The organism is Mesorhizobium sp. WSM1343 (assembly GCF_055901535.1).
On the sequence record NZ_CM148370.1, the window covers coordinates 2254903 to 2273091 of the forward strand.

Consider the following 18189-nt stretch of genomic DNA (forward strand, 5'->3'; position numbering starts at 1 on the left):
GAATGACACGATGGATCGTCTCAACGGGCTCCTGGCCTTTGCCCGCACCGCTGAATTCGGCAGTTTCGTCGCTGCCGGACGGGCGCTTGGCATCTCGGCTTCCGCTGTCGGCAAAAGTGTCGCCCGGCTCGAGCAGGAACTCGGCGTGCGGCTCCTGCAGCGCAGCACGCGGCGCATTGGCCTGACGGAAGAGGGCAAGCTGTTCAACGAGCGGGTGCGCCGCATCCTCGACGACATTGACGATGCCGAGGCGATGCTGTCGCGGACACGGGAAACACCGCGTGGGCGGCTGCGCATATCCACCCCGATCGTCACCTATCATCTGTTGCTGCCGGTGTTGTCGGAGTTCATGGCCCGCTATCCCGAGATCGAACTCGACATCGATTTCAACGACCGGATCGTCGACGTCATCGACGAGGGCATCGATGTCGCGATCCGCAGCGGCGAGCTGCCTGATTCGCGCCTCGTGTCGAGACCCGTTGCGCCCTTCCGCATGCTGCTGTGCGCGGCGCCCTCCTACCTCGAGCGCCATGGCACACCCGGCGAGCCGGCGGATCTCATCAGGCATTTCGGCATAAACTTCCGCTTCCTCAACAGCGGCAGGCTGCTGGAGTGGCCGTTCATAACCGGAAGCGCTGAACCGCAGATCCGCTCGATGCTGACCTGCAACAACATGGAAGCATTGAAGGGCGCCACGATCGCCGGCCTCGGCATCGCCTGCATGCCGGATTTCCTGGTGCGTGAGGCGCTGCACGAAGACAGGCTGCGTACCGTTCTCGACGGTCATGTCGACGGCCGTGTCCAGTTCCGGATGCTGTGGCCTTCCAACCGCCATTTGTCGCCGAAGGTGCGCGTGTTCGTCGATTTCCTTCCCGATCGCCTTGCGGCGCGCTAGGCGTTCATCGCATAATATGACTGTGATAGTCATGTTTGTGTGGAAGCGCTTGAGCGGCTGTGGCATGCCGCTGACCGCGGTGGCGCTGCGGCGCTTGCCCCGAACTGTTGCAAAGGACTTGAATGATGGACCAATTGAGCGCGCAAACCCGGATCAGCGACGCGGCGATCAGGTCGGTGATGGACCGGCTGCGCGCCGAGCACAGCGAATTCGAGATCGACACCGGCGTCGCCGACCAATGGGAGCTTCGCCTCTATTATGGTTCGTTGAGCGCCACGCTCGATGATGAAAGCGTACTGATCCGCGTCGCGGCGTCCGACGAAACCTGCCTGTCCTACATGAAGATGACGGTTGCCGGCCATGTCGCCGAACATCTCGGCACGACCAGGGGCATTCATTGGCAAGGCGACGGCGTTGACGCCGGCACGCCGGTCTTCTTCCGCGAGATCACGGTGATGTCGTCGACGCGGATTTCGGCGCATATGCAGCGTCTGCGCTTCGCCGGCAAGGATCTCGGCCGGTTCAGCCATGGCGGCCTGCACATGCGGCTGCTGCTGCCGCCGGCTGGCCGCCAGCCGCTCTGGCCGTCGATGGGTGCTGATGGCTTGATTGTCTGGCCTTCGGGCGACGATGCGCTTGCCGTGCGGGTCTACACGATCCGGGCGCTGGATGCGGCCAGTGGCTGGCTCGATGTCGATTTCGTGCTGCACCCCGGCCAGGAGACGCCCGCCGCCAGCTTCGCGCAAAATGCACGGGCGGGAGATGTCATCGGCATGATCGGACCCGGTGGCGGCGACGCTCCGGTGGCGCAGACCTTGCTTCTGCTCGGCGACGACACAGCACTTCCCGCCATAGGCAGGATTCTGGAAGATCTGCCGCCGTCAACACGCGCTGAGGCGCTGATCGAGATCGATGGGCCGGACGACCGGATGGCGCTGGCGCAAGGGGATAATATCGACATCACCTGGCTTTACCGGCACGGCCGCGAGGCCGGCACCGCGGGCCTGTTGTCGACCGCCTTGCGTGAGCGCAATCAGATGGCGCTTGCCGACGGCCTGTACGTCTGGGCCAGTTGCGAATTCGGTGACTTCCGGGAGATCCGCAAGATCGTGCGTAAACAGTGGGGCCTGCCGCGCGACCGCCACCTGGTTACGGCCTACTGGCGCCGGGACGCGCACAGCATGGGCGAGGGCGGCGAGGACTAGTCGCTGCCTATTGCCTGACGCTTCTCGCCACCAGCCGCGCCATGCTCGGGCCGATCAGCAGCACGATCAGGAAGCGTGCTGATTGCAGGGCCATGACGAAAGAGATGTCGACGTTCTGCGCTGCTGCAGCGATGATGGCGATGCTGTCCATGCCGCCGGGGCTGGTCGCCAGATAGGCGGTCAGCGGATCGATGCCCAGGAGATGGCTGATCATGAAGGCAAGGCCGCCGCAAAAGGCGATCAAGGCCACGATCGAGGCGATGATCTGCGGCAAGGCGCGCGCCGCATGGCGCAGGATCGCCCTTGTGAAGTTCAGGCCGATCGACCAGCCGACCATGGCGTAGCTGACGGCTAGCAGCCATTGCGGCAATTGCATTTCCACGCCCAAGCCGAGATGGACGACGGTGCCGAAGATGAAGGTGCCGAGGAAGAAGGGCGAGGGCAGTCGGCACAACTTTCCCCCCAGGCCGCCTACGACCGCGATGCCGATGGTGGCGGCGAAGGCTTGGGCATCGATCGGCGGAAACCAGACGATGGCGGGGATTTCGACCTCAGACGTGTCGACCCACATCTTGGCAACGAGTGCCGCCGTCATCGAGACGAAGATGACGCGCAGATATTGCATGAAAGCGACGAGCCGCTGATCGGCGCCGAAGGCACCTGCCATCAGCACCATGGCGGTGGCCGCACCCGGCGACGAGCCCCAGACGGCGGTGGTGCCGGGCAGGATGCGCCAGCGGCTGATCAGCCAGCCGAGCAGGCTGGAGGCTGTGACGGTCGCCACCACGACGCCAAGAAACAGCGGCCATTCCTTGTAGAAGACCGGAAAGATGTCGGCCGAGATCGACGCCGCGACGAGGCAGCCGACGATCGCCTGGGCGGCGCCGAACAGAAGACGCGGCACGCGCACCGTGGCGCCATTGGTGCCGGCGACGATGGCGGCCAGCATCGGCCCGATCAGCAGCGCCGCCGGCAGGGCGGCGAGTTCCAGCGCGCCGGCAAACAGCAAGGAAACAACCAGCAGGGCAAGCCACTGCCAGAGCTTGCGCATCCGCGCCATGCGCTCGAGTGTGGGCAGGTCCGGGGAGGGCTGCTCGGCCGAGGAATCCATGTTTCGCTCTTAGACCCGCAGGGCGAAAAATGCGAACCGCGATTCACAGAAAAATGATTGTTTCACCCGCCCAGGTGTCGAGTAACAGGTCTCGCAAGCCGGCGTTGAACCGTTGCTCGATCTCATTGCGACCCATGCGGTCGAAATCGTCGGGGACGGAAAACTGGCCGGCCATAAAACCGACCCGTCGCGCCTGCAGCGTCGGCTGTTCGATCGGCACGATTCTGGCCAACGGCTTGCCAGCTTTGGCAATAACAAACGACTCGCCTTGGGCTGCACGTCTCACAAGGCGCGACAGATGAGCTTTCGCATCGCGAATGTTTACTGTCTGCGTCAAAGATTGCTCCTCAAAATTGGCATCGAACTCACCCCGTCTTGCTGTCGGCTAGGCCGAAGCCGCCGACGGGGTGGGTCTCGACCTGGAATTCGAAGCCGGCGATGAACGGCCGCGCCTTGGCGATCGCCGCCTGGACTTCGGGAAGCTGCAGCGAGGCCTTGTGGCTTTCGGCGTCGGTCCACACTTCGGTGACCCAGATCGCGTCGGCGTCCGCGGGATCGCGGGCGATGATATAGCTCAGGCAGCCCGGCAGGGCGCCGGTGCTGGCGCGCAGGAGGTCCATGACCGCGTCGCGCTGGCCGCGCGACGCCCGCATCTTGCCGATCAGTCCGTACATTCCGTTGTCTCCCTTTGAGGTTTTCGACAAGAGCGTGCAGATCGCCAGTATGCCGATAGCCGTTCAAGGCATCAACTGGCCGCCATTCACCTCGATCACTTGGCCGGTGATGTAGCCGCTGAGAAGGTCGGAAGAGAGGAACAGATAGGCGCCGACGCAATCCTGCGCCGTGCCGGCGCGTCCCTGCGGAATGGTGGCGACCATGCCCTTGATCTGCTCGTCGGTCGAATAGCGCTCGTGGAACGGGGTGAGAATTGTGCCGGGCGCCACCGCGTTGACGCGGATGCCGAAGCCGATCAGCTCCTTGGCCATGCCACGCGTCACATTGGAGACGAAGGCCTTGGCCGAGCCGTAAAGCCCGGCGCCGCCGCCCGCACCATTGCGCGCGGCGATCGACGAGGTGTTGACGATGAAGCCGCCCTGTTTCTTCAGCCACGGGATCGCCTTGCGCGAAGCAGTCAGCACCGAACGGGCGTTGAGGTCCATCACCGCATCGTAATGCGCCTCGGTCTGCTCGGCATAGGGGATGCGGCCGAGCATGCCGCCGGCATTGTTGACCAGCCCGTCGAGGCGGCCGAAATATTGCGCACTGTCCTCGACGACGCGCTCGACATCGGCGGCAACGGAGAAATCGCCCTGGACGAGAAACACCTCGCCGCCCTTGTCGGCAATCGTCAGGCCGAGCTTCTCGGCGGCGTCGCGGCTCGAGTTATAATGCAGCGCCACCTTGCATTTCTGCGCTGCATAGGCCAGCGCGAGCGCCGCCCCGATGCCGGTCGATGCACCGGTAACCAGCACTGCCTTGCCGGCAAGATCGGGTATGCTGAGTGTGGTGGCTGGCACGGTTCTTCCTCCGGGATGTCTGCCTGCCCTTCGTAGGCCCTTGCCACCCCGGTGTTCAAGCCTTGGAGCAATTCAAGGAAAAGTGTGAGCGCTTTCCCCGGGGGATTTGCGTCAAACAAACCGCTCTACGGACGCAGATAGGCGTAACCCTGGCCTTGCAGTTCGGCGAGTTTGACGACGCCGCCCTTGTCGGCGGCATGAAATCCGGCGAGCAGGTCGGGGAGTGTAATGTCCATGCCGTGCATGGTGTTGGCGCAGGCGTGGGGTTCCAATCCCTGCTGCACCAGGCCGGCGAAGCGCCCGGAAATCGCGGCCGATATGCCTTTCGACTTGAAGGCCGCGAGCGCGGGACCATGCACGACCAGCACGATGTCGACCTTGCCGCCGGTGCCTTCATAATGGTTCTTGATGTTGCCGAGCACGAAATTGACCTTGTCGGTGTCGCTCAAGTGGTAGGCGACTTTTTGCCTTGTGGGCTCGGTGGCGGCTGCCTGTGCTGCCCGCAGACCGAGAAGCGTTCCGGTTCCGGCAAGAACCGTGCGGAACATATCGCGCCGGCGCATGGCATCCTCCTCCGCTTGGCGGCTGACCGCGAATTGCGTGACTCCAGCCGCAATACTAGCATAAATTGCCGTTGCGTCCTTTCGATGCGGAGGAGAGGTCACATGGCGTTGAAGGAATGGGCGTTTGGGTTGGGGGAATGGAAGACGGTTGCCGGCGCCGGGTTTTGCGCCGTGCTGCTCGGCGCGCTTGCCGGATCGGCCTCCGCCGACGATGCGCTGAAGCTTACCGAACTCAGTCCGAACGGCGCTGATGCCTGTTTCGGCCGCGTCTATGATGCGGCGCATCTCAAGGCGCACCCGAAGCAGAAGGTGGCGCGGATCTTCTTCTACTACGGCCATGATCCGGTCAGCCGGCCGAACGAGGAGCCGACCGGGAATTCCGACACGTCCTACAATGCCTTCATCGCCACCACCGTGCGCGGCGCCAAGTCGCCTGAATGGGCCGGCGGCTGGTGCAATCATGCTTCCGAGGACGGCAAGACGGGCCCGGTCCATTGCGGCATGGAATGCGACCGGACGCTTGCGTCGCTGAAGGTCGATGACAAGGGTCGGCTGTTCCTCTCGGATCTGCAGCCCGACATCTATCTCGATGCCGGATCAGAAGAGGAGCTTGGCGCAGCGGAATATGACAGGCGGGCGCTCGGCTCGGAGGATGACAATTTCCGCCTCGACCCGATGCCGGCAGCGACCTGTCAGGCGGAGTTCGCGCGCATCGATCCAGTCGCCGCTGCGCTCGGAGCTCCGCTACGCGAGCGGCTGAAGCCGGACCAGGCGTTCTGCTACGGGCGCGACTACGATGCAGCGCATCTCGGCTCGCACCCCGATCAACTCACCCAGTCGATCCGGGTTTTCCGCGGCAAGGTAGAACTGGCGTCCTTCGCCTCGGGCGGTGACACTGCCAATTGGCCAGACGGCGCCGACATTGCCGTTACCGTCACCACACGGCAGAAATCGGCTAAGGTGACGCAGACCTATTCCTGCCAGGGCGAAGCCGACCAGTGGCGCTGCGCGGCCAGCACGAAGATGAGCGATTTCTCCTGCGACATCGCGCAGAAGGAGATTTTCCTCAAGCGTGGCGCCAACGGCACGATGATGCTGGCCAACCCAAACAGCGCGCTTGCAATCGTCGACCTGTGTTCGAAGGCGGACGCCGGAAAGACGAAATCCGACGACAAGGTCTATCGGCTGAAGCCAATGCCGCAATCGGCCTGCTCGCCCTGAGCTCGGACTTGTCTACGTCGCCATGAAGGGATATATCTTTGCTATATCTCATTTGAGGATAGCATGATGGACAAGGCGAAAGTGTTCTGGTCGGGCCGGTCACAAGCTGTGCGTCTGCCCAAGGAGTTCCGTTTCGAAACAGATGAGGTTTCGATCCGCCGTCACGGGCAAACCGTCATTCTGGAACCGCTTGCGCAGGACTGGGCGTGGCTAGACCAAGTGATCGGACCGCTTGATAACGATTTCGCCGAGGCGGCGCTCGAACGTCAAGACGGGCAGGATCGACCTGCCTTGGATGACGTTTTCAAGTGATCTACCTGCTCGACACCAATGCCGTCATCGCGGTCATCAAGGGCGACGCGGGTCTGTTGGCGCTGCTAAAACGGCACAGGCCGCAGGACTATGCCCTCTCTGCGATCGTCGCGCACGAACTGCACTATGGTGCTGAAAAGAGCCAGCGAAGGGCTGAAAATTTGGCGCGCATCGAAGCTCTGCAGTTCCCGGTGCTCGAATTCGACCGAGAAGACGCAAGACATGCTGGGGAGATTCGGGCAAAGCTTGCGACGTTAGGAACTCCGATCGGTCCCTACGATGCGTTGATCGGTGGGCAAGCGCGCGCTCGGAACCTTACGCTGATGACCCGTAATGTCCGGGAATTCGAGCGGATCAAAGATCTCTCAATCGAGACCTGGTGAACCGCCTCATGCGAACGGCACGGCCGTCGTGCCCTTGGGCAGCTTGGCCTCGTCGTCGGGCTCGACATGGATGGTGACGCGCACCGAGGGGATTTCGGCCTTCAGCGCGTCCTCGATGCGGTCGCAGATGACATGGCTGGCGCCGACCGACATGTCTGCGTCGACGACCAGATGAAACTCGATGAAGGTGGCGCGGCCGGCGATGCGCGTCTTGAGGTCGTGCACTTCAAGCGCGCCCTTGCAGTTAGCCGAGATGACGTCGCGGATGCGCATGTGCTCCTGGGTGTCGACGGCGCGGTCCATCAGCCCGTTCATCGACGAGCCGATGACATGCCAGCCCTGCCACAAGATGTTCAGCGCCACGAGGACGGCAAGTGCGGGGTCGAGGATCTGCCAGCCGGTCAGGATCGCCCCGACCAGGCCGCCGAAGACCCCGATCGAGGTCACCACGTCGGTCATGATGTGGTTGCCGTCGGCGACCAGTGCCGGTGATTTCTCCGCCCTGCCGGCGCGGATCAGCGTCCAGGCCCAGAAGGCGTTGATAATCGTGGCAACGCCGTTGACCGCAAGACCTTCCCAAGGCTGTTCCAAGGGTGACGGAGTCTGCCAGGAGCGCCAGACCTCGTTGAGGATCAATAGCGCGGCAAGCACGATCAACACGCCTTCCAGCACTGCCGAGAAATACTCGGCCTTGTGATGGCCGAAGGGATGATCCTGGTCGGCCGGCTTGTGGCTGATCTGGATCGCCCAGAAGGCGGCGACCGAGGCGATGACGTTGACGATCGATTCCAGTGCGTCCGAATAGAGTGCGACTGAGCCGGTGACGTACCAGGCGGCAGCTTTCAGCGCGAGCACGACAAAGGCGACGATAATCGACCAGAAGGCGAGGTTCGCGACCTTGCGCTTCGCGGCCGCCTTGGCCGCGATCGCCATCGTGTTCTCGGCTTCGGCCATGATCGTCAGGCGGCCTTTTCCTTGGCCTTGCGCGGCAGGTGGGCGACGATGTTCTCGATGATGCGCATGCCGGCATTGTGCCCGAGCGTCATGATCGATTCCGGGTGGAATTGCACTGCGGCGATCGGCTCCTTGCGGTGCTCGAAGGCCATGATGACGCCGTCCTCGGTCTCGGCCGTGACGATGAAATCGTCGGGCAGCCGCACCGGATCGGCAAAGATCGAGTGGTAGCGGCCGACGGTGACTTCCTTGGGCAGGCCGGAGAAGATGATGCCGGGCTTGGAGACGCGGATGCGCGACGGCTTGCCGTGCATCGGTATGTGCAGCTGCCGCAGTTCGCCGCCATAGGCCTCGGCCAATGCCTGCAAGCCAAGGCAGACGCCGAAGATCGGCAGTTCGCGGGCGCGCGCCTTCTTGATGGTTGCGGCGCAATCGAAGTCCTTCGGCGTGCCGGGGCCGGGCGACAGCACGACGAGGTCGGGTTTCAGCCGGTCGAAGACTTCCTCAGGCACCGGCGAGCGAACGGTCGAGACGTTGGCGCCGGTCTGGCGAAAATAATTGGCCAGCGTGTGGACGAAACTGTCCTCGTGGTCGACCAGCAGGATGTTGACGCCGTCGCCGACGCGCGCGGTGGTGCGCTCGGTGCTGGCGGAATTGCCTGTCTTGGCGTCGCGGATGGCGGAGAGCATGGCGGATGCCTTCAGTTCGGTTTCGGCTTCTTCTTCCTCGGGAATGCTGTCGAACAGCAATGTGGCGCCGGCGCGCACTTCGGCAATGCCGTCCTTGATACGGATGGTGCGGAGCGTCAGGCCGGTGTTCATGTCGCCGTTGAAATTGACCATGCCGATCGCGCCGCCATACCAGGCGCGCGGGCTCTTCTCGTTCTGCTCGATAAAGCGCATGGCCCATAGCTTCGGCGCGCCGGTGACGGTGACCGCCCAGGCATGCGACAGGAAGGCATCGAAGGCATCCATGCCTTCGCGCAGCCTGCCTTCGATGTGGTCGACCGTATGGATCAGGCGCGAATACATCTCGATCTGGCGCCGGCCGATGACGCGCACCGAACCCGGCTCGCAGACCCGCGACTTGTCGTTGCGGTCGACGTCCGAGCACATGGTCAGCTCGGATTCGTCTTTCTTCGAGTTGAGCAGTTTCAGGATCTGCTCTGAGTCGGAAATTGCGTCGTCGCCGCGCTTGATGGTGCCCGAGATCGGGCAGGTCTCGACGCGGCGGCCGTTGACGCGCACGAACATTTCGGGCGAGGCGCCGATCAGATATTCACCTTCGCCCAGATTGATGAAGAAGGAATAGGGCGACGGATTGATGGCCTTCAGCTTGCGCGAAATCTCGGACGGCTGCGTCTCGCAGCGCTCGTAGAACATCTGGCCCGGCACGACCTCGAACAGGTCGCCGCGCTTGAACGAATCCATCGCTTTGCGCACCAGGTCGGCGTATTCGCCGGGTTCATGGTCGCCGCGCGGCGGGATGCGGTCGGGGCTCTTGAACGGCTCGGAGATTTCGTCGCGCGGCAGCCCTTCGGTCGAAAAACCCTCGCCGGCATAGTCGTAGCGGTCGGTCCATGCCTTGGCCGAATAATGGTCGACGACCAGGATCTCGTCAGGCAGGAACAGCACCAGGTCGCGCTGGCTTGGCTTGCGTTCGAGCTTGTAGTCTACCGGGTCGAACTGGAAGGCGAGATCGTAGCCGAAAGCGCCGTAGAGACCTAGATTGGCGTCTTCCTCGGTCTTGAACAGAGCGGTGATGGCGCGCAGCACCGTGAACACCGAAGGAACGCGGCTGCGCTCTTCTTCCGTGAAGACACGGCCGGGCTTGGCGACGTCGAGACGGATGAGCCTTTTCGATGTCTCGGCGATGGTGATATCGGCCAAGCTATCCAGCTCCTTGCCGATGACCGGCAACAACACCTCGCCACGGCCGTTGAGCGCCTCGATACGCATGGCGCGGCCGCGCGCGGAGATAACCAGAGGCGGGTCGATGATGGCGGTGTCCCAGCGCGTGTAGCGGCCGGGATATTCATAGTTGGAGGAAAACACCGCGCCGCGGCGCGAATTCAGGCCGTCGACGTAAGCGTCGATCGCGCCCGCATACGGCCGGTCGTGGCGCGCGCGGGTGATGGTGATGCCACCCGCGGTCACGAAACTTTCCGCGCCGTTTTCCAGAACCTTCATCGTCATTGCCGTCTCCATCAGCTTCTTGGGGCAACGGACCCGGGAATGGCTTGGAAAAAACAAATGGCCGCCCGGACTTTCCGTTGCGGCCACCCTCTCTATTCACGCGCACGTGTTCGAACAGGCCGCTGTCAGCAGGCCCACCACCAAATGGTCTTGATCGAACGCATATTCATGGCGAAATCCATAGCTGCGAAAAGAAGGATGCGCAACAGGTTTGAAAGTCTGTTCGTTGGCCGCCGCTTCTCAGGCTCATGGCACATCGCCAGAGCCGACAGTGCTGCTTAGAGTGCTCATCCAACAGCAGGAAGACGGGAAAATAACCATGACCGAGCAGATCGAGCGCGCGCGGACGTTTCATTCCCTCCACGTCAAGGGCAACCCGGTCGTCCTCTACAATGCCTGGGATCCGGGTTCGGCCAAGATCATCGAGAAAGCGGGTGCCAAGGCGATCGCCACCGGAAGCTGGCCGGTCGCGGCCGCGTTCGGCTACGCCGATGGCGAGAAAATCCCGCTGGAACTGGCGCTCGACAACATCAAGCGCATCGTCGGGTCGGTCGGCCTGCCGGTGACCATGGACCTCGAGGGCGGCTACGGCGTTGACCCGGAAATCGTCGCTCGCACGGTGACGTTGGCGCTGCGGGCCGGCGCTATCGGTTTCAATTTCGAGGATCAGATTGTCGGTGGCAGCGGCCTGCATGACATTTCCGTGCAGGCAAAGCGCATCGAAGCCGCGGCGGCGGCCGTCAAGGCTTCCGGCATACCGGCATTCATCAACGCTCGAACCGACATCTTCCTCAAGGCGAAACCGGATGCGCATGATGACGTTCTGCTCGACCAGGCCATCGAGCGCGCACAGGCCTTCGAAAAAGCCGGCGCGCACGGCTTCTTTGCGCCGGGCCTTGGCGACGAAGGCCTGATCGAGACGCTCTGCAAGGCAATTGCGTTGCCGGTCAACATCATTGCGCTGGCGCATGTGCCGCCGCGCCAGCGGCTGGCGGAACTGGGTGTCGCCCGCATCAGTCACGGCCCGATGCCTTACCGGCAGATGTCCGAATGGCTGGAGGCGAAAGCGCGACTGGCTATTTCGGGCTAAGTCAGTCCTCCAGCGTTCCCGACCGGGCATCAGTGCTCTTCCTGTCGCCGACCAGCTTCAGAAGATCTTCGCCGGCGCGGATGATGCGGCGCGAGCGGCGGGTCAGGATGATGCCGTCCTGCGGTGCGAACACTTCGGTGCGGCCATCGGCTTCACCCGGTGCATGGACGATGGTGGCGAGGCGCGCGCCCTTGGCGACGCGGTCGCCGGGCTTCACGTCGTAGAGCACGGCACCGGCCCGTGGCGCCGGCATCATGTCGATGTTTTCCAATGGCGCCACGAAGCCGGTGAAAGGACCCGGCGCGGGCAGGGCGCTGTCGGCGATCACGCCGCGCGCCACCAGCAGCCGGTAGAGGCCGTCGGCGTCGGCGGCGGCCAAGGCACCGTCGACATCGAGGATGCCGCGATATTCGACGGTGGTGGCGACGCGACGGTCGAGCTTGGCCACATCGGCGGGGACGTTCTGATAGGGCATGATCGAGGCGCCCTCGAAGGTGCCGTCAGTGTCTTCACTCCACAGCACGACCGCGTCGACGCCCATGGCCGCGGCGCAATCGGCCATACCAGGCCACAGGCTGGTGTGGACGTAGAGATAGGCGAGGCCCTCGTCATCGCAGTGCAGGTCGAGCATGATGTCGTGGCCGAGCGACAGCTGCACCAGCCGCGTCTTCAGCCGCTGGTCGACGCTGCCAAGGGTAATGTCGGGCAAGAGCGCTGTGTCGGGCGCCGTTAGCAGCGGAAAGCCGCGGTTGAAATTGGTGCGCGTGCCGAGATGGAAGCGGCCCTGATGCTCGCCGAAATGATATTGCGCCCGGCCGATCGGGTTGGCCCAGGGCACGATGGTGAGGTTGCCCTTGATGCGGCCTTCGGCCTCCGCCCTGGCAAGCATCGGCATCAGCGCGTCGATGGCGACGACACCCGGCAACTCGCCGGCATGGAGTGCCGCCTGCAGATAGGCCGAAGGAGCAGCCTTGTCGGAACCAGTGAAGCGGAACAGCGGGAATTCGTAGGAAACCCCTTCGCTTTCGCCGGCGATGCGTTCGATCGATTTCTGCATGACTTCCTCCATCAGGAGCGAGAGACATGCGATTTGAAGGCGCCGATGTCGATTGGTCCAGCCTGCCGCGCTATGGGCGCAAGAGACTATTCAGCCGGAAGCGGGATGACCGGCGCGCGCCGGTCCAGCGCCTGCGACAGCACAGCGACGGTGACCGCCAAAAGAGCGAGTGCTGCGCCGACCAGCGGCAAATTGGCATAGGAAACACCGGCGGACAGGGCCACGCCGCCTATCCAGGCGCCGCTGGCATTGCCGATATTGAAGGCGCCCTGGTTCAGCGTGGCGGCAAGGTTCGGTCCCTCGGAGGCCGCCTCGACGACCCGGATCTGCAACGGCGGCACGACGACGAAGATGAGCAGGCCCCACAGGAAGACGATGCCGATGGCAACGCTGGCGATTGCGCCGAACTGCCTGAATCCAACGAAAAGCAGGGCCATCAGCAGCAGGGTGCCGATCACTGTCGGCATCAGTTTCCAGTCGGCCAGTCTGCCGCCGATGATGTTGCCGATGGTCATGCCCGCGCCGAACAGCAGCAGAACCCACGTGACTGCCGAGGTCGACAAGCCCGATACCTCGGTGAGGTAGGGTTTGATGTAGGTGAAGACGGTGAACAGGCTTGCGGAGGTCAGCGCCGCGATCAGCATGGCCAGCCAGACCTGCAGCTTGCCCAGCACGCGCAGCTCGCCGCGCAGGCCGCCACCGCTTGGCTCGGCGACATCGGACGGCACCAACCAGGCGATCGCTGCCACCGAGATCAGGCCGATACCGACCACGGCAACGAAGGTGGAGCGCCAGCCGAACGCTTCGCCAAGTGCGGTTCCGGCGGGAACACCCAGGATGTTGGACAGCGTCAGCCCGGCGAACATCAGCGCGATAGCGCTGGCGCGCTTGTTGCGCGGCACCAGGCTGGCGGCAACGACCGAGCCGATGCCGAAGAAGGCGCCGTGGCCGAAAGCGGTGAAGACGCGCGCGGCCATCAGCGTCCAGTAGTTGGGCGAGATGGCGCAAAACAGATTGCCGACGACGAACAGCACGGCCAGCCCGACCAGCACCGGCTTGCGCGGCAAATGCGCAGTGGCCATGGCGACGATCGGGGCGCCGAAGACGACGCCCAGCGCATATCCGGTAACCAGCAGGCCCGCCGCGGGGATCGACACGCCGAGGTCGGCGGCGACCTCAGGCAGCAAGCCCATGATGACGAATTCGGTGGTGCCGATGCAGAAGGACGCAATGGCAAGCGCAAGGATCGGCAAGGGCATGGTGCGTCCAGACTGAATCGGTTCAATTCCAGACTGCGCGAAGCACGCCACCGTGCGCAAGCTGCATTGCTGCATTGCAGCGATGCAGAAAAGGAAGAGCTTTAAAATGGGTCTTCAACGGGCTGTCACGCCAGCGGCTTCAGCTCCTGGGCAATGGTGGGCAGCAACTCCGAAACATTGGGATGGATGTGCACGGCACGCGCCAGCGTGTCGACGGGCGCCTTGGCGTACATCAGGTCGAGCACACAATGGATAGCCTCGTCGCCGCCGGGGCCGAGCACCGAGCAGCCGAGGATCTCCCTGGTGTCGGCATCGACCAGGATTTTCATGAAACCCTGCGTCTCGCCCTTTTCGATAGCGCGGCCGACGCGGGTCATCGGCCGCTGGCCGACCAGCGCGCGACGGCCGGATTTCTTCACTGCGGCCTCGGTCATGCCGCAGCGGCCAAGCGGCGGGTCGATGTAGAGCGCATAGGCTTCGATCCGGTCGCTGACCCTCCGCGGATCGTTGTCGAGCAAATTGGCGGCGACGATCTCGTAGTCGTTGTAGGAGGTGTGGGTGAAGGCGCCCCTGCCGTTGCAGTCGCCCATCGCCCAGATGCCGGGCACGCTGGTGCGCAGCTGGTCGTCGACGGTGACAAAACCGCGCTTGTCGACCTCGACGCCGGCCCTTTCCAGGCCGAGATCGTCGGTGTTGGGCGTGCGCCCCAGCGCCAGCAGCACATGCGAGCCGACCGCCGGTGGCTTGCCGGCGGAGAAGGTCACGGCGATGTCGTCACCCTGTCTGGCGAAGGCAATGTCGTCGGCGCCGACATGGACCGCGATGCCTTCGTTTTCGAGGATCGACAGGATGGCGGCGGAGACATCCTCGTCCTCGCGGCCGGTCAGGCGCGGGCTCTTCTCGACGACGGTGACTTCCGCGCCGAAGCGGCGGAACATCTGAGCGAATTCGAGCGAGATGTAGCTGCCGCCGACGACGACGAGATGGCGCGGCAGCACGTCGAGATCCATCATCGACGAGTTGGTCAGATAGTCGATGTCGTGGATGCCGGGAAGGTCGGGCACCGAGGCGCGGCCGCCGGTGTTGAGGAAGATCTTTTCGGCGGTCAGCAGATCGTCGCCGACGCGCACCGTGTTGGCGGATTCGAAACGCGCATGGCCGCGATAGAGGGTGCACTTGTCCATGCCGGCAATCCAGGTCTCGAGATTGCCGCGAGCGTCGTTTGTGACCTTGTCCTTGCGCGCCTTGATCACCTTGTAATCCACGCCGACCGGCCCGGAGAGCGTCACGCCATAGTCGGCGGCGCGGCGCGCCAGATGCGCGGCATAGGCGCTGGCGACCATGGTCTTGGTCGGCATGCAGCCGGTGTTGACGCAGGTGCCGCCGACCAGCTTGCGCTCGATCAGCGCGACGCTCATGCCGGCGGCCGTCAGCCGCCCGGCCAGCGGAGGGCCAGCCTGTCCGGCACCGATGATGATGGCGTCGAAGATTTTCGTCGTCATGCCACCGCCGCTACGATCAGCAGGCCGCCGATGATCGCCACCGCGTCCTCGATAAAGGCGGCGGGCGGATCCTTGCCGAAGGCGGCCGCGAGCCGGCCCCGAGCTTCGGCGCCGCCCAGCGTGCCGATGACAGCGCCGATGGCCCCCGCGATCAGGCCGCCGATGGTGGCGCCGCCTGTCGCGCCGATCACCGCGCCTGTGAAGGCGCCCATGACGATGCGGGCGCCGAATTGCTGGGGTACTTTACGGCTCGGCGTCGACGGCAACTGGTCGGTGACCAGCTCGACGATGGCCAGGATGGTGAAGATGCCGACAGCCGCCCAATGGCTCATGAAGCTCGCCCAAGTGCCGGCAACCATCAGCCAGCCGAGATAAGCGCCCCAGGCAATGGCGGCCGGCGCCGTCATGGCGCGAAGACCGGCAATGACGCCGATCAGAAGTGCGAGAATGTAGAGCATGGTCGATCCCCCTCGATCACGGGCCAAGACGGCCTTGAGTCACAGGCTACCATAGGTCCAATATTTGACCAGTACTGGCATCGGCGCTTTTGGCTGCACTTGTGCTTTGCAAGGACGTGAACTGGAGACCGCATCATGGCTGAGAGCGAGCGCGTGAAAATGGTGGCCGGCGAATGGTATACCTGCATCGATGACGAACTGGAGTCGTTGCGGATGATAGCGCGCGATGCGGTGTTCGAGCACAACTTGCTGCCGCCTCGTCAACGCGGCAATCTCGGGCCGGGTCTGAAGGCACTGCTGGGAAGAGCCGGCGAGGGCGCCCGTATCGAGGCGCCGTTCCACTGCGCCTATGGCTTCAACATCTTTCTCGGCGACGGCGTCTTCCTCAATACCGGCTGCACCATCCTCGACACGGCGAGCGTGCGCATCGGCAAGGCAACGCTGCTCGGCCCGAACGTGCAGATCTACTGCGCCGAGCACCACAAGGAGGCCAGTGGGCGGCAGGCCGGACTGGAGATCGCCCGACCGATCGAGATCGGCGCCAATGCCTGGATCGGCGGCTCAGCCGTCATCCTTGGCGGCGTCAGCATCGGTGAAGGCGCCATCGTCGGCGCCGGTGCGGTGGTGACGCGCGACGTGGCGGCGAACGCCACGGTGATCGGCAATCCGGCGCGGCCGGTCAAGCGGGGCTGAACAGGTCAGGACGACAGGACATACGTCATGCGCTCTTCCTGATCGACCCGCCTGGAGAACTCGCGCCGATACTGCGCAGGCGATGTCTTGAGCCGTGCCGAAAAATGCTGGCGCAGCGAGGTGGCGCTGCCGAAGCCGGCTTCGAAGGCGATCATGTCCATGGATTTCTCCGTCGCTTCCAGCAAACGCTGCGCCAGTTCGATCCGCTGGCTGGTCAGCCAATCGCCAAAGCTGGCGCCGATCGATTTCTGAAAGCGACGGGTAAAGGTGCGGCGGGTCAGGCCGGCGGCCTCGGCCACGCGGTCCAGGCTATGCGCTTCGCCAAGCGTCGCGCGAACCGCGTCGAGGGCCTGGGTGAAGCGGTCGGCGTCCGCGCTTCTTGCCACCGGATGCTCGATGAATTGCGCCTGGCCGCCCTGGCGATGCGGGGAAAGCACGATCTGGCGAGCAAGCCGCAGTGCTGCTTCCGCGCCATAGCGGGCGCGCACGATGTGGAGACAGCAGTCGAGGCCGGCGGCGACGCCGGCCGAGGTCACGACATCGCCATTGTCGACGTAGAGCACCGCGGCATCGACAGCGATGTCGGGATGGAGTGTTTGCAATTGTTCGCAATAGGCCCAGTGCGTCGCGGCACGTCGGCCCGAAAGCAGCCCGGCCGCTGCAATGGCGAAGGTGCCGAGGCACAGGCCGACAATCAAGGCGCCGCGTTGGTGCGCATGGCGCAGCGCTTCCATCAGCAGCGGCGATACCGGTTCGCTCAGATGATGCCAGCTCGGGATGATGACGATATCGGCGCCGTCGAGCCCTTCGAGCCCATGCGGCGCGGCAATTGTCAGCCCGGCTTCGGTATGGATCGGCCCGGCCTTGACCGCGCAGATGCGGAAGTCGAAGCGCGGCAGGCCAAGCGCCGTCCTGTCCTCGCCGAAGACCAGGCACGGTACGGAAAGATGGAACGGGCTGATGCCGTCGAAGGCGAGGACGGCAATGATCGGGTCGTTCATGGGTGCTTCCAGCGGTTGAATGCGGATTGTCCCAATTCTTTCGAATGATGTCAATCGGGTCACTTTCGGCTGTCTGGCAGCCCGCCTATCTTCCATCCATCGAATTCAAGCCGGAAAGGAAACACCATGTCTGACCCAGCCAACACCACGCCGCGCCGGGCGCTGATCGTCGTCGATGTGCAGAACGATTACGACGGCGGCAATCTCGCCATCCAGCATCCGCCGTTCCGCGACAGCGTCGTCAATGTGGCACGCGCCATGGATGCAGCGACTGCTGCCGGTATCAAGGTGGTGGTCGTCAAGCAGATGGCGCCCGAGACCTCGCCGATCTTTGCCAAGGGCAGTCACGGCGGCGAACTGCATCCCGAAATCGCCAGGCGCAAGCGCGACCATTATGTCGAAAAGAACCTGCCCTCCGCCTTCACCGGCACTGATCTGGAAGACTGGCTGCGCGCCAATGCCATCGATACGATTACGGTGGTCGGCTACATGACGCATAATTGTGACCTGTCGACCATTATCCACGCCGTGCATATGGGCTTTGCCGTCGAGTTCCTGTCGGATGCGACCGGCTCGGTGCCTTACGCCAACAGCGCCGGCTACGCCTCGGCCGAGGAGATCCATCGCGTGGTCACGATCATCCTGCAGTCGCGCTTCGCCGCCGTGCTCAAGACCGCCGAATGGGTGGAGTGCCTGCAGACCGGCGCGCTGCCGGAGCGCGACACGATCTTCGGCTCCAACCAGCGGGCGCTGTCGCGCAGCGCTGCTTAGGG

20 protein-coding genes are annotated in these 18189 nt (G+C 63.9%); 8 read left to right on the forward strand and 12 right to left on the reverse strand.

Annotated features, from left to right (window positions below; genetic code table 11):
* Window positions 1-10: 10 nt before the first annotated feature.
* Together AC0NIL_RS10795 and AC0NIL_RS10800 are read left to right on the forward strand one after the other, a co-directional pair.
* A complete protein-coding gene (locus AC0NIL_RS10795) occupies window positions 11-895 on the forward strand; it encodes a LysR family transcriptional regulator (protein ID WP_473573582.1) in 885 nt (294 codons plus the stop codon).
* A 125-nt stretch (window positions 896-1020) separates the two neighbouring features.
* Window positions 1021-2100, forward strand: coding sequence for an SIP domain-containing protein (locus AC0NIL_RS10800; protein WP_473573581.1), 1080 nt, complete (start codon window positions 1021-1023; stop codon window positions 2098-2100).
* A 7-nt stretch (window positions 2101-2107) separates the two neighbouring features.
* Here the strand turns inward: AC0NIL_RS10800 and AC0NIL_RS10805 are convergent, their stop codons facing one another.
* The 5 genes from AC0NIL_RS10805 to AC0NIL_RS10825 form a co-directional block, all read right to left on the reverse strand.
* Entirely contained in the window at window positions 2108-3211 is a 1104-nt protein-coding gene (locus AC0NIL_RS10805) for an AbrB family transcriptional regulator (RefSeq protein WP_473573580.1), read from the reverse strand.
* A gap of 43 nt (window positions 3212-3254) precedes the next feature.
* On the reverse strand, window positions 3255-3548 hold the full coding sequence (locus AC0NIL_RS10810) for a type II toxin-antitoxin system Phd/YefM family antitoxin (RefSeq protein ID WP_224675202.1): 294 nt from the start codon (window positions 3546-3548) through the stop codon (window positions 3255-3257).
* A 28-nt stretch (window positions 3549-3576) separates the two neighbouring features.
* Window positions 3577-3885: a putative quinol monooxygenase gene (locus AC0NIL_RS10815; RefSeq protein WP_013529933.1), complete on the reverse strand. Its 309-nt coding sequence runs from the start codon at window positions 3883-3885 to the stop codon at window positions 3577-3579.
* A 63-nt stretch (window positions 3886-3948) separates the two neighbouring features.
* Window positions 3949-4728, reverse strand: a complete 780-nt coding sequence (locus tag AC0NIL_RS10820) for an SDR family NAD(P)-dependent oxidoreductase (RefSeq protein ID WP_013529934.1) — start codon at window positions 4726-4728, stop codon at window positions 3949-3951.
* 125 nt (window positions 4729-4853) lie between these two features.
* The gene (locus AC0NIL_RS10825; protein ID WP_013529935.1) at window positions 4854-5291 is read right to left on the reverse strand and encodes a DsrE family protein; all 438 of its coding nucleotides are present in this window, start codon (window positions 5289-5291) and stop codon (window positions 4854-4856) included.
* Window positions 5292-5393: 102 nt separating this feature from the next.
* Here AC0NIL_RS10825 and AC0NIL_RS10830 point away from each other — a divergent pair, with 102 nt between their 5' ends.
* The 3 genes from AC0NIL_RS10830 (at window position 5394) to AC0NIL_RS10840 (ending at window position 7207) form a co-directional block, all read left to right on the forward strand.
* On the forward strand, window positions 5394-6512 hold the full coding sequence (locus AC0NIL_RS10830) for a hypothetical protein (RefSeq protein ID WP_275952411.1): 1119 nt from the start codon (window positions 5394-5396) through the stop codon (window positions 6510-6512).
* 66 nt (window positions 6513-6578) lie between these two features.
* Window positions 6579-6824, forward strand: a complete 246-nt coding sequence (locus AC0NIL_RS10835) for an antitoxin (protein WP_023760667.1) — start codon at window positions 6579-6581, stop codon at window positions 6822-6824.
* Window positions 6821-7207, forward strand: a complete 387-nt coding sequence (locus AC0NIL_RS10840) for a type II toxin-antitoxin system VapC family toxin (RefSeq protein WP_275952412.1) — start codon at window positions 6821-6823, stop codon at window positions 7205-7207. Before AC0NIL_RS10835 ends, AC0NIL_RS10840 begins: the two co-directional genes overlap by 4 nt.
* Window positions 7208-7213: 6 nt before the next feature.
* Here the strand turns inward: AC0NIL_RS10840 and AC0NIL_RS10845 are convergent, their stop codons facing one another.
* The gene (locus AC0NIL_RS10845; protein ID WP_013529938.1) at window positions 7214-8161 is read right to left on the reverse strand and encodes a cation diffusion facilitator family transporter; all 948 of its coding nucleotides are present in this window, start codon (window positions 8159-8161) and stop codon (window positions 7214-7216) included.
* A gap of 5 nt (window positions 8162-8166) precedes the next feature.
* Window positions 8167-10356 carry an anthranilate synthase gene (locus tag AC0NIL_RS10850; RefSeq protein ID WP_275952413.1) on the reverse strand — a complete coding sequence of 730 codons (2190 nt, stop codon included), beginning with the start codon at window positions 10354-10356 and terminating at the stop codon, window positions 8167-8169.
* A gap of 319 nt (window positions 10357-10675) precedes the next feature.
* Between AC0NIL_RS10850 and AC0NIL_RS10855 the strand changes: the two genes are divergently transcribed.
* Window positions 10676-11446, forward strand: coding sequence for an isocitrate lyase/PEP mutase family protein (locus tag AC0NIL_RS10855; protein WP_275952414.1), 771 nt, complete (start codon window positions 10676-10678; stop codon window positions 11444-11446).
* A gap of 1 nt (window position 11447) precedes the next feature.
* Here AC0NIL_RS10855 and AC0NIL_RS10860 read toward each other — a convergent pair whose 3' ends face one another.
* The 4 genes from AC0NIL_RS10860 to AC0NIL_RS10875 all read right to left on the reverse strand — a co-directional run bounded on the left by AC0NIL_RS10860 (window position 11448) and on the right by AC0NIL_RS10875 (window position 15722).
* Window positions 11448-12503 carry a succinylglutamate desuccinylase/aspartoacylase family protein gene (locus AC0NIL_RS10860; protein WP_275952415.1) on the reverse strand — a complete coding sequence of 352 codons (1056 nt, stop codon included), beginning with the start codon at window positions 12501-12503 and terminating at the stop codon, window positions 11448-11450.
* An 86-nt stretch (window positions 12504-12589) separates the two neighbouring features.
* The gene (locus AC0NIL_RS10865) at window positions 12590-13762 is read right to left on the reverse strand and encodes an MFS transporter (RefSeq protein WP_013529942.1); all 1173 of its coding nucleotides are present in this window, start codon (window positions 13760-13762) and stop codon (window positions 12590-12592) included.
* A 125-nt stretch (window positions 13763-13887) separates the two neighbouring features.
* Window positions 13888-15264, reverse strand: coding sequence for an FAD-containing oxidoreductase (locus AC0NIL_RS10870; RefSeq protein WP_063168860.1), 1377 nt, complete (start codon window positions 15262-15264; stop codon window positions 13888-13890).
* Complete coding sequence (locus tag AC0NIL_RS10875; RefSeq protein WP_473573579.1) at window positions 15261-15722, reverse strand: DUF4126 domain-containing protein; 462 nt, start codon at window positions 15720-15722, stop codon at window positions 15261-15263. The genes AC0NIL_RS10870 and AC0NIL_RS10875 overlap by 4 nt, the downstream gene beginning before the upstream one ends.
* Before the next feature lie 135 nt (window positions 15723-15857).
* On the opposite strand from AC0NIL_RS10875, the gene AC0NIL_RS10880 reads away from it, so the two are divergent.
* Complete coding sequence (locus AC0NIL_RS10880; RefSeq protein ID WP_063168859.1) at window positions 15858-16415, forward strand: sugar O-acetyltransferase; 558 nt, start codon at window positions 15858-15860, stop codon at window positions 16413-16415.
* Window positions 16416-16420: 5 nt separating this feature from the next.
* On the opposite strand, the gene AC0NIL_RS10885 is transcribed toward AC0NIL_RS10880, so the two are convergent.
* A complete protein-coding gene (locus tag AC0NIL_RS10885; RefSeq protein ID WP_063168858.1) occupies window positions 16421-17416 on the reverse strand; it encodes a GlxA family transcriptional regulator in 996 nt (331 codons plus the stop codon).
* 126 nt (window positions 17417-17542) lie between these two features.
* On the opposite strand from AC0NIL_RS10885, the gene AC0NIL_RS10890 reads away from it, so the two are divergent.
* Window positions 17543-18187 carry a cysteine hydrolase family protein gene (locus AC0NIL_RS10890; RefSeq protein ID WP_013529947.1) on the forward strand — a complete coding sequence of 215 codons (645 nt, stop codon included), beginning with the start codon at window positions 17543-17545 and terminating at the stop codon, window positions 18185-18187.
* The last annotated feature ends 2 nt before the right edge of the window (window positions 18188-18189 follow it).

Excerpts from the sequence above, each read along its gene's own strand:
- AC0NIL_RS10795 (WP_473573582.1), top strand. The coding sequence starts at position 11 with ATGGATCGTCTCAACGGGCTCCTGGCCTTTGCCCGCACCGCTGAATTC.
- AC0NIL_RS10800 (WP_473573581.1), top strand. The coding sequence starts at position 1,021 with ATGGACCAATTGAGCGCGCAAACCCGGATCAGCGACGCGGCGATCAGG.
- AC0NIL_RS10805 (WP_473573580.1), bottom strand. The coding sequence starts at position 3,211 with ATGGATTCCTCGGCCGAGCAGCCCTCCCCGGACCTGCCCACACTCGAG.
- AC0NIL_RS10815 (WP_013529933.1), bottom strand. The coding sequence starts at position 3,885 with ATGTACGGACTGATCGGCAAGATGCGGGCGTCGCGCGGCCAGCGCGAC.
- AC0NIL_RS10825 (WP_013529935.1), bottom strand. The coding sequence starts at position 5,291 with ATGCGCCGGCGCGATATGTTCCGCACGGTTCTTGCCGGAACCGGAACG.
- AC0NIL_RS10830 (WP_275952411.1), top strand. The coding sequence starts at position 5,394 with ATGGCGTTGAAGGAATGGGCGTTTGGGTTGGGGGAATGGAAGACGGTT.
- AC0NIL_RS10835 (WP_023760667.1), top strand. The coding sequence starts at position 6,579 with ATGGACAAGGCGAAAGTGTTCTGGTCGGGCCGGTCACAAGCTGTGCGT.
- AC0NIL_RS10845 (WP_013529938.1), bottom strand. The coding sequence starts at position 8,161 with ATGGCCGAAGCCGAGAACACGATGGCGATCGCGGCCAAGGCGGCCGCG.
- AC0NIL_RS10850 (WP_275952413.1), bottom strand. The coding sequence starts at position 10,356 with ATGACGATGAAGGTTCTGGAAAACGGCGCGGAAAGTTTCGTGACCGCG.
- AC0NIL_RS10855 (WP_275952414.1), top strand. The coding sequence starts at position 10,676 with ATGACCGAGCAGATCGAGCGCGCGCGGACGTTTCATTCCCTCCACGTC.
- AC0NIL_RS10860 (WP_275952415.1), bottom strand. The coding sequence starts at position 12,503 with ATGCAGAAATCGATCGAACGCATCGCCGGCGAAAGCGAAGGGGTTTCC.
- AC0NIL_RS10865 (WP_013529942.1), bottom strand. The coding sequence starts at position 13,762 with ATGCCCTTGCCGATCCTTGCGCTTGCCATTGCGTCCTTCTGCATCGGC.
- AC0NIL_RS10870 (WP_063168860.1), bottom strand. The coding sequence starts at position 15,264 with ATGACGACGAAAATCTTCGACGCCATCATCATCGGTGCCGGACAGGCT.
- AC0NIL_RS10875 (WP_473573579.1), bottom strand. The coding sequence starts at position 15,722 with ATGCTCTACATTCTCGCACTTCTGATCGGCGTCATTGCCGGTCTTCGC.
- AC0NIL_RS10880 (WP_063168859.1), top strand. The coding sequence starts at position 15,858 with ATGGCTGAGAGCGAGCGCGTGAAAATGGTGGCCGGCGAATGGTATACC.
- AC0NIL_RS10885 (WP_063168858.1), bottom strand. The coding sequence starts at position 17,416 with ATGAACGACCCGATCATTGCCGTCCTCGCCTTCGACGGCATCAGCCCG.
- AC0NIL_RS10890 (WP_013529947.1), top strand. The coding sequence starts at position 17,543 with ATGTCTGACCCAGCCAACACCACGCCGCGCCGGGCGCTGATCGTCGTC.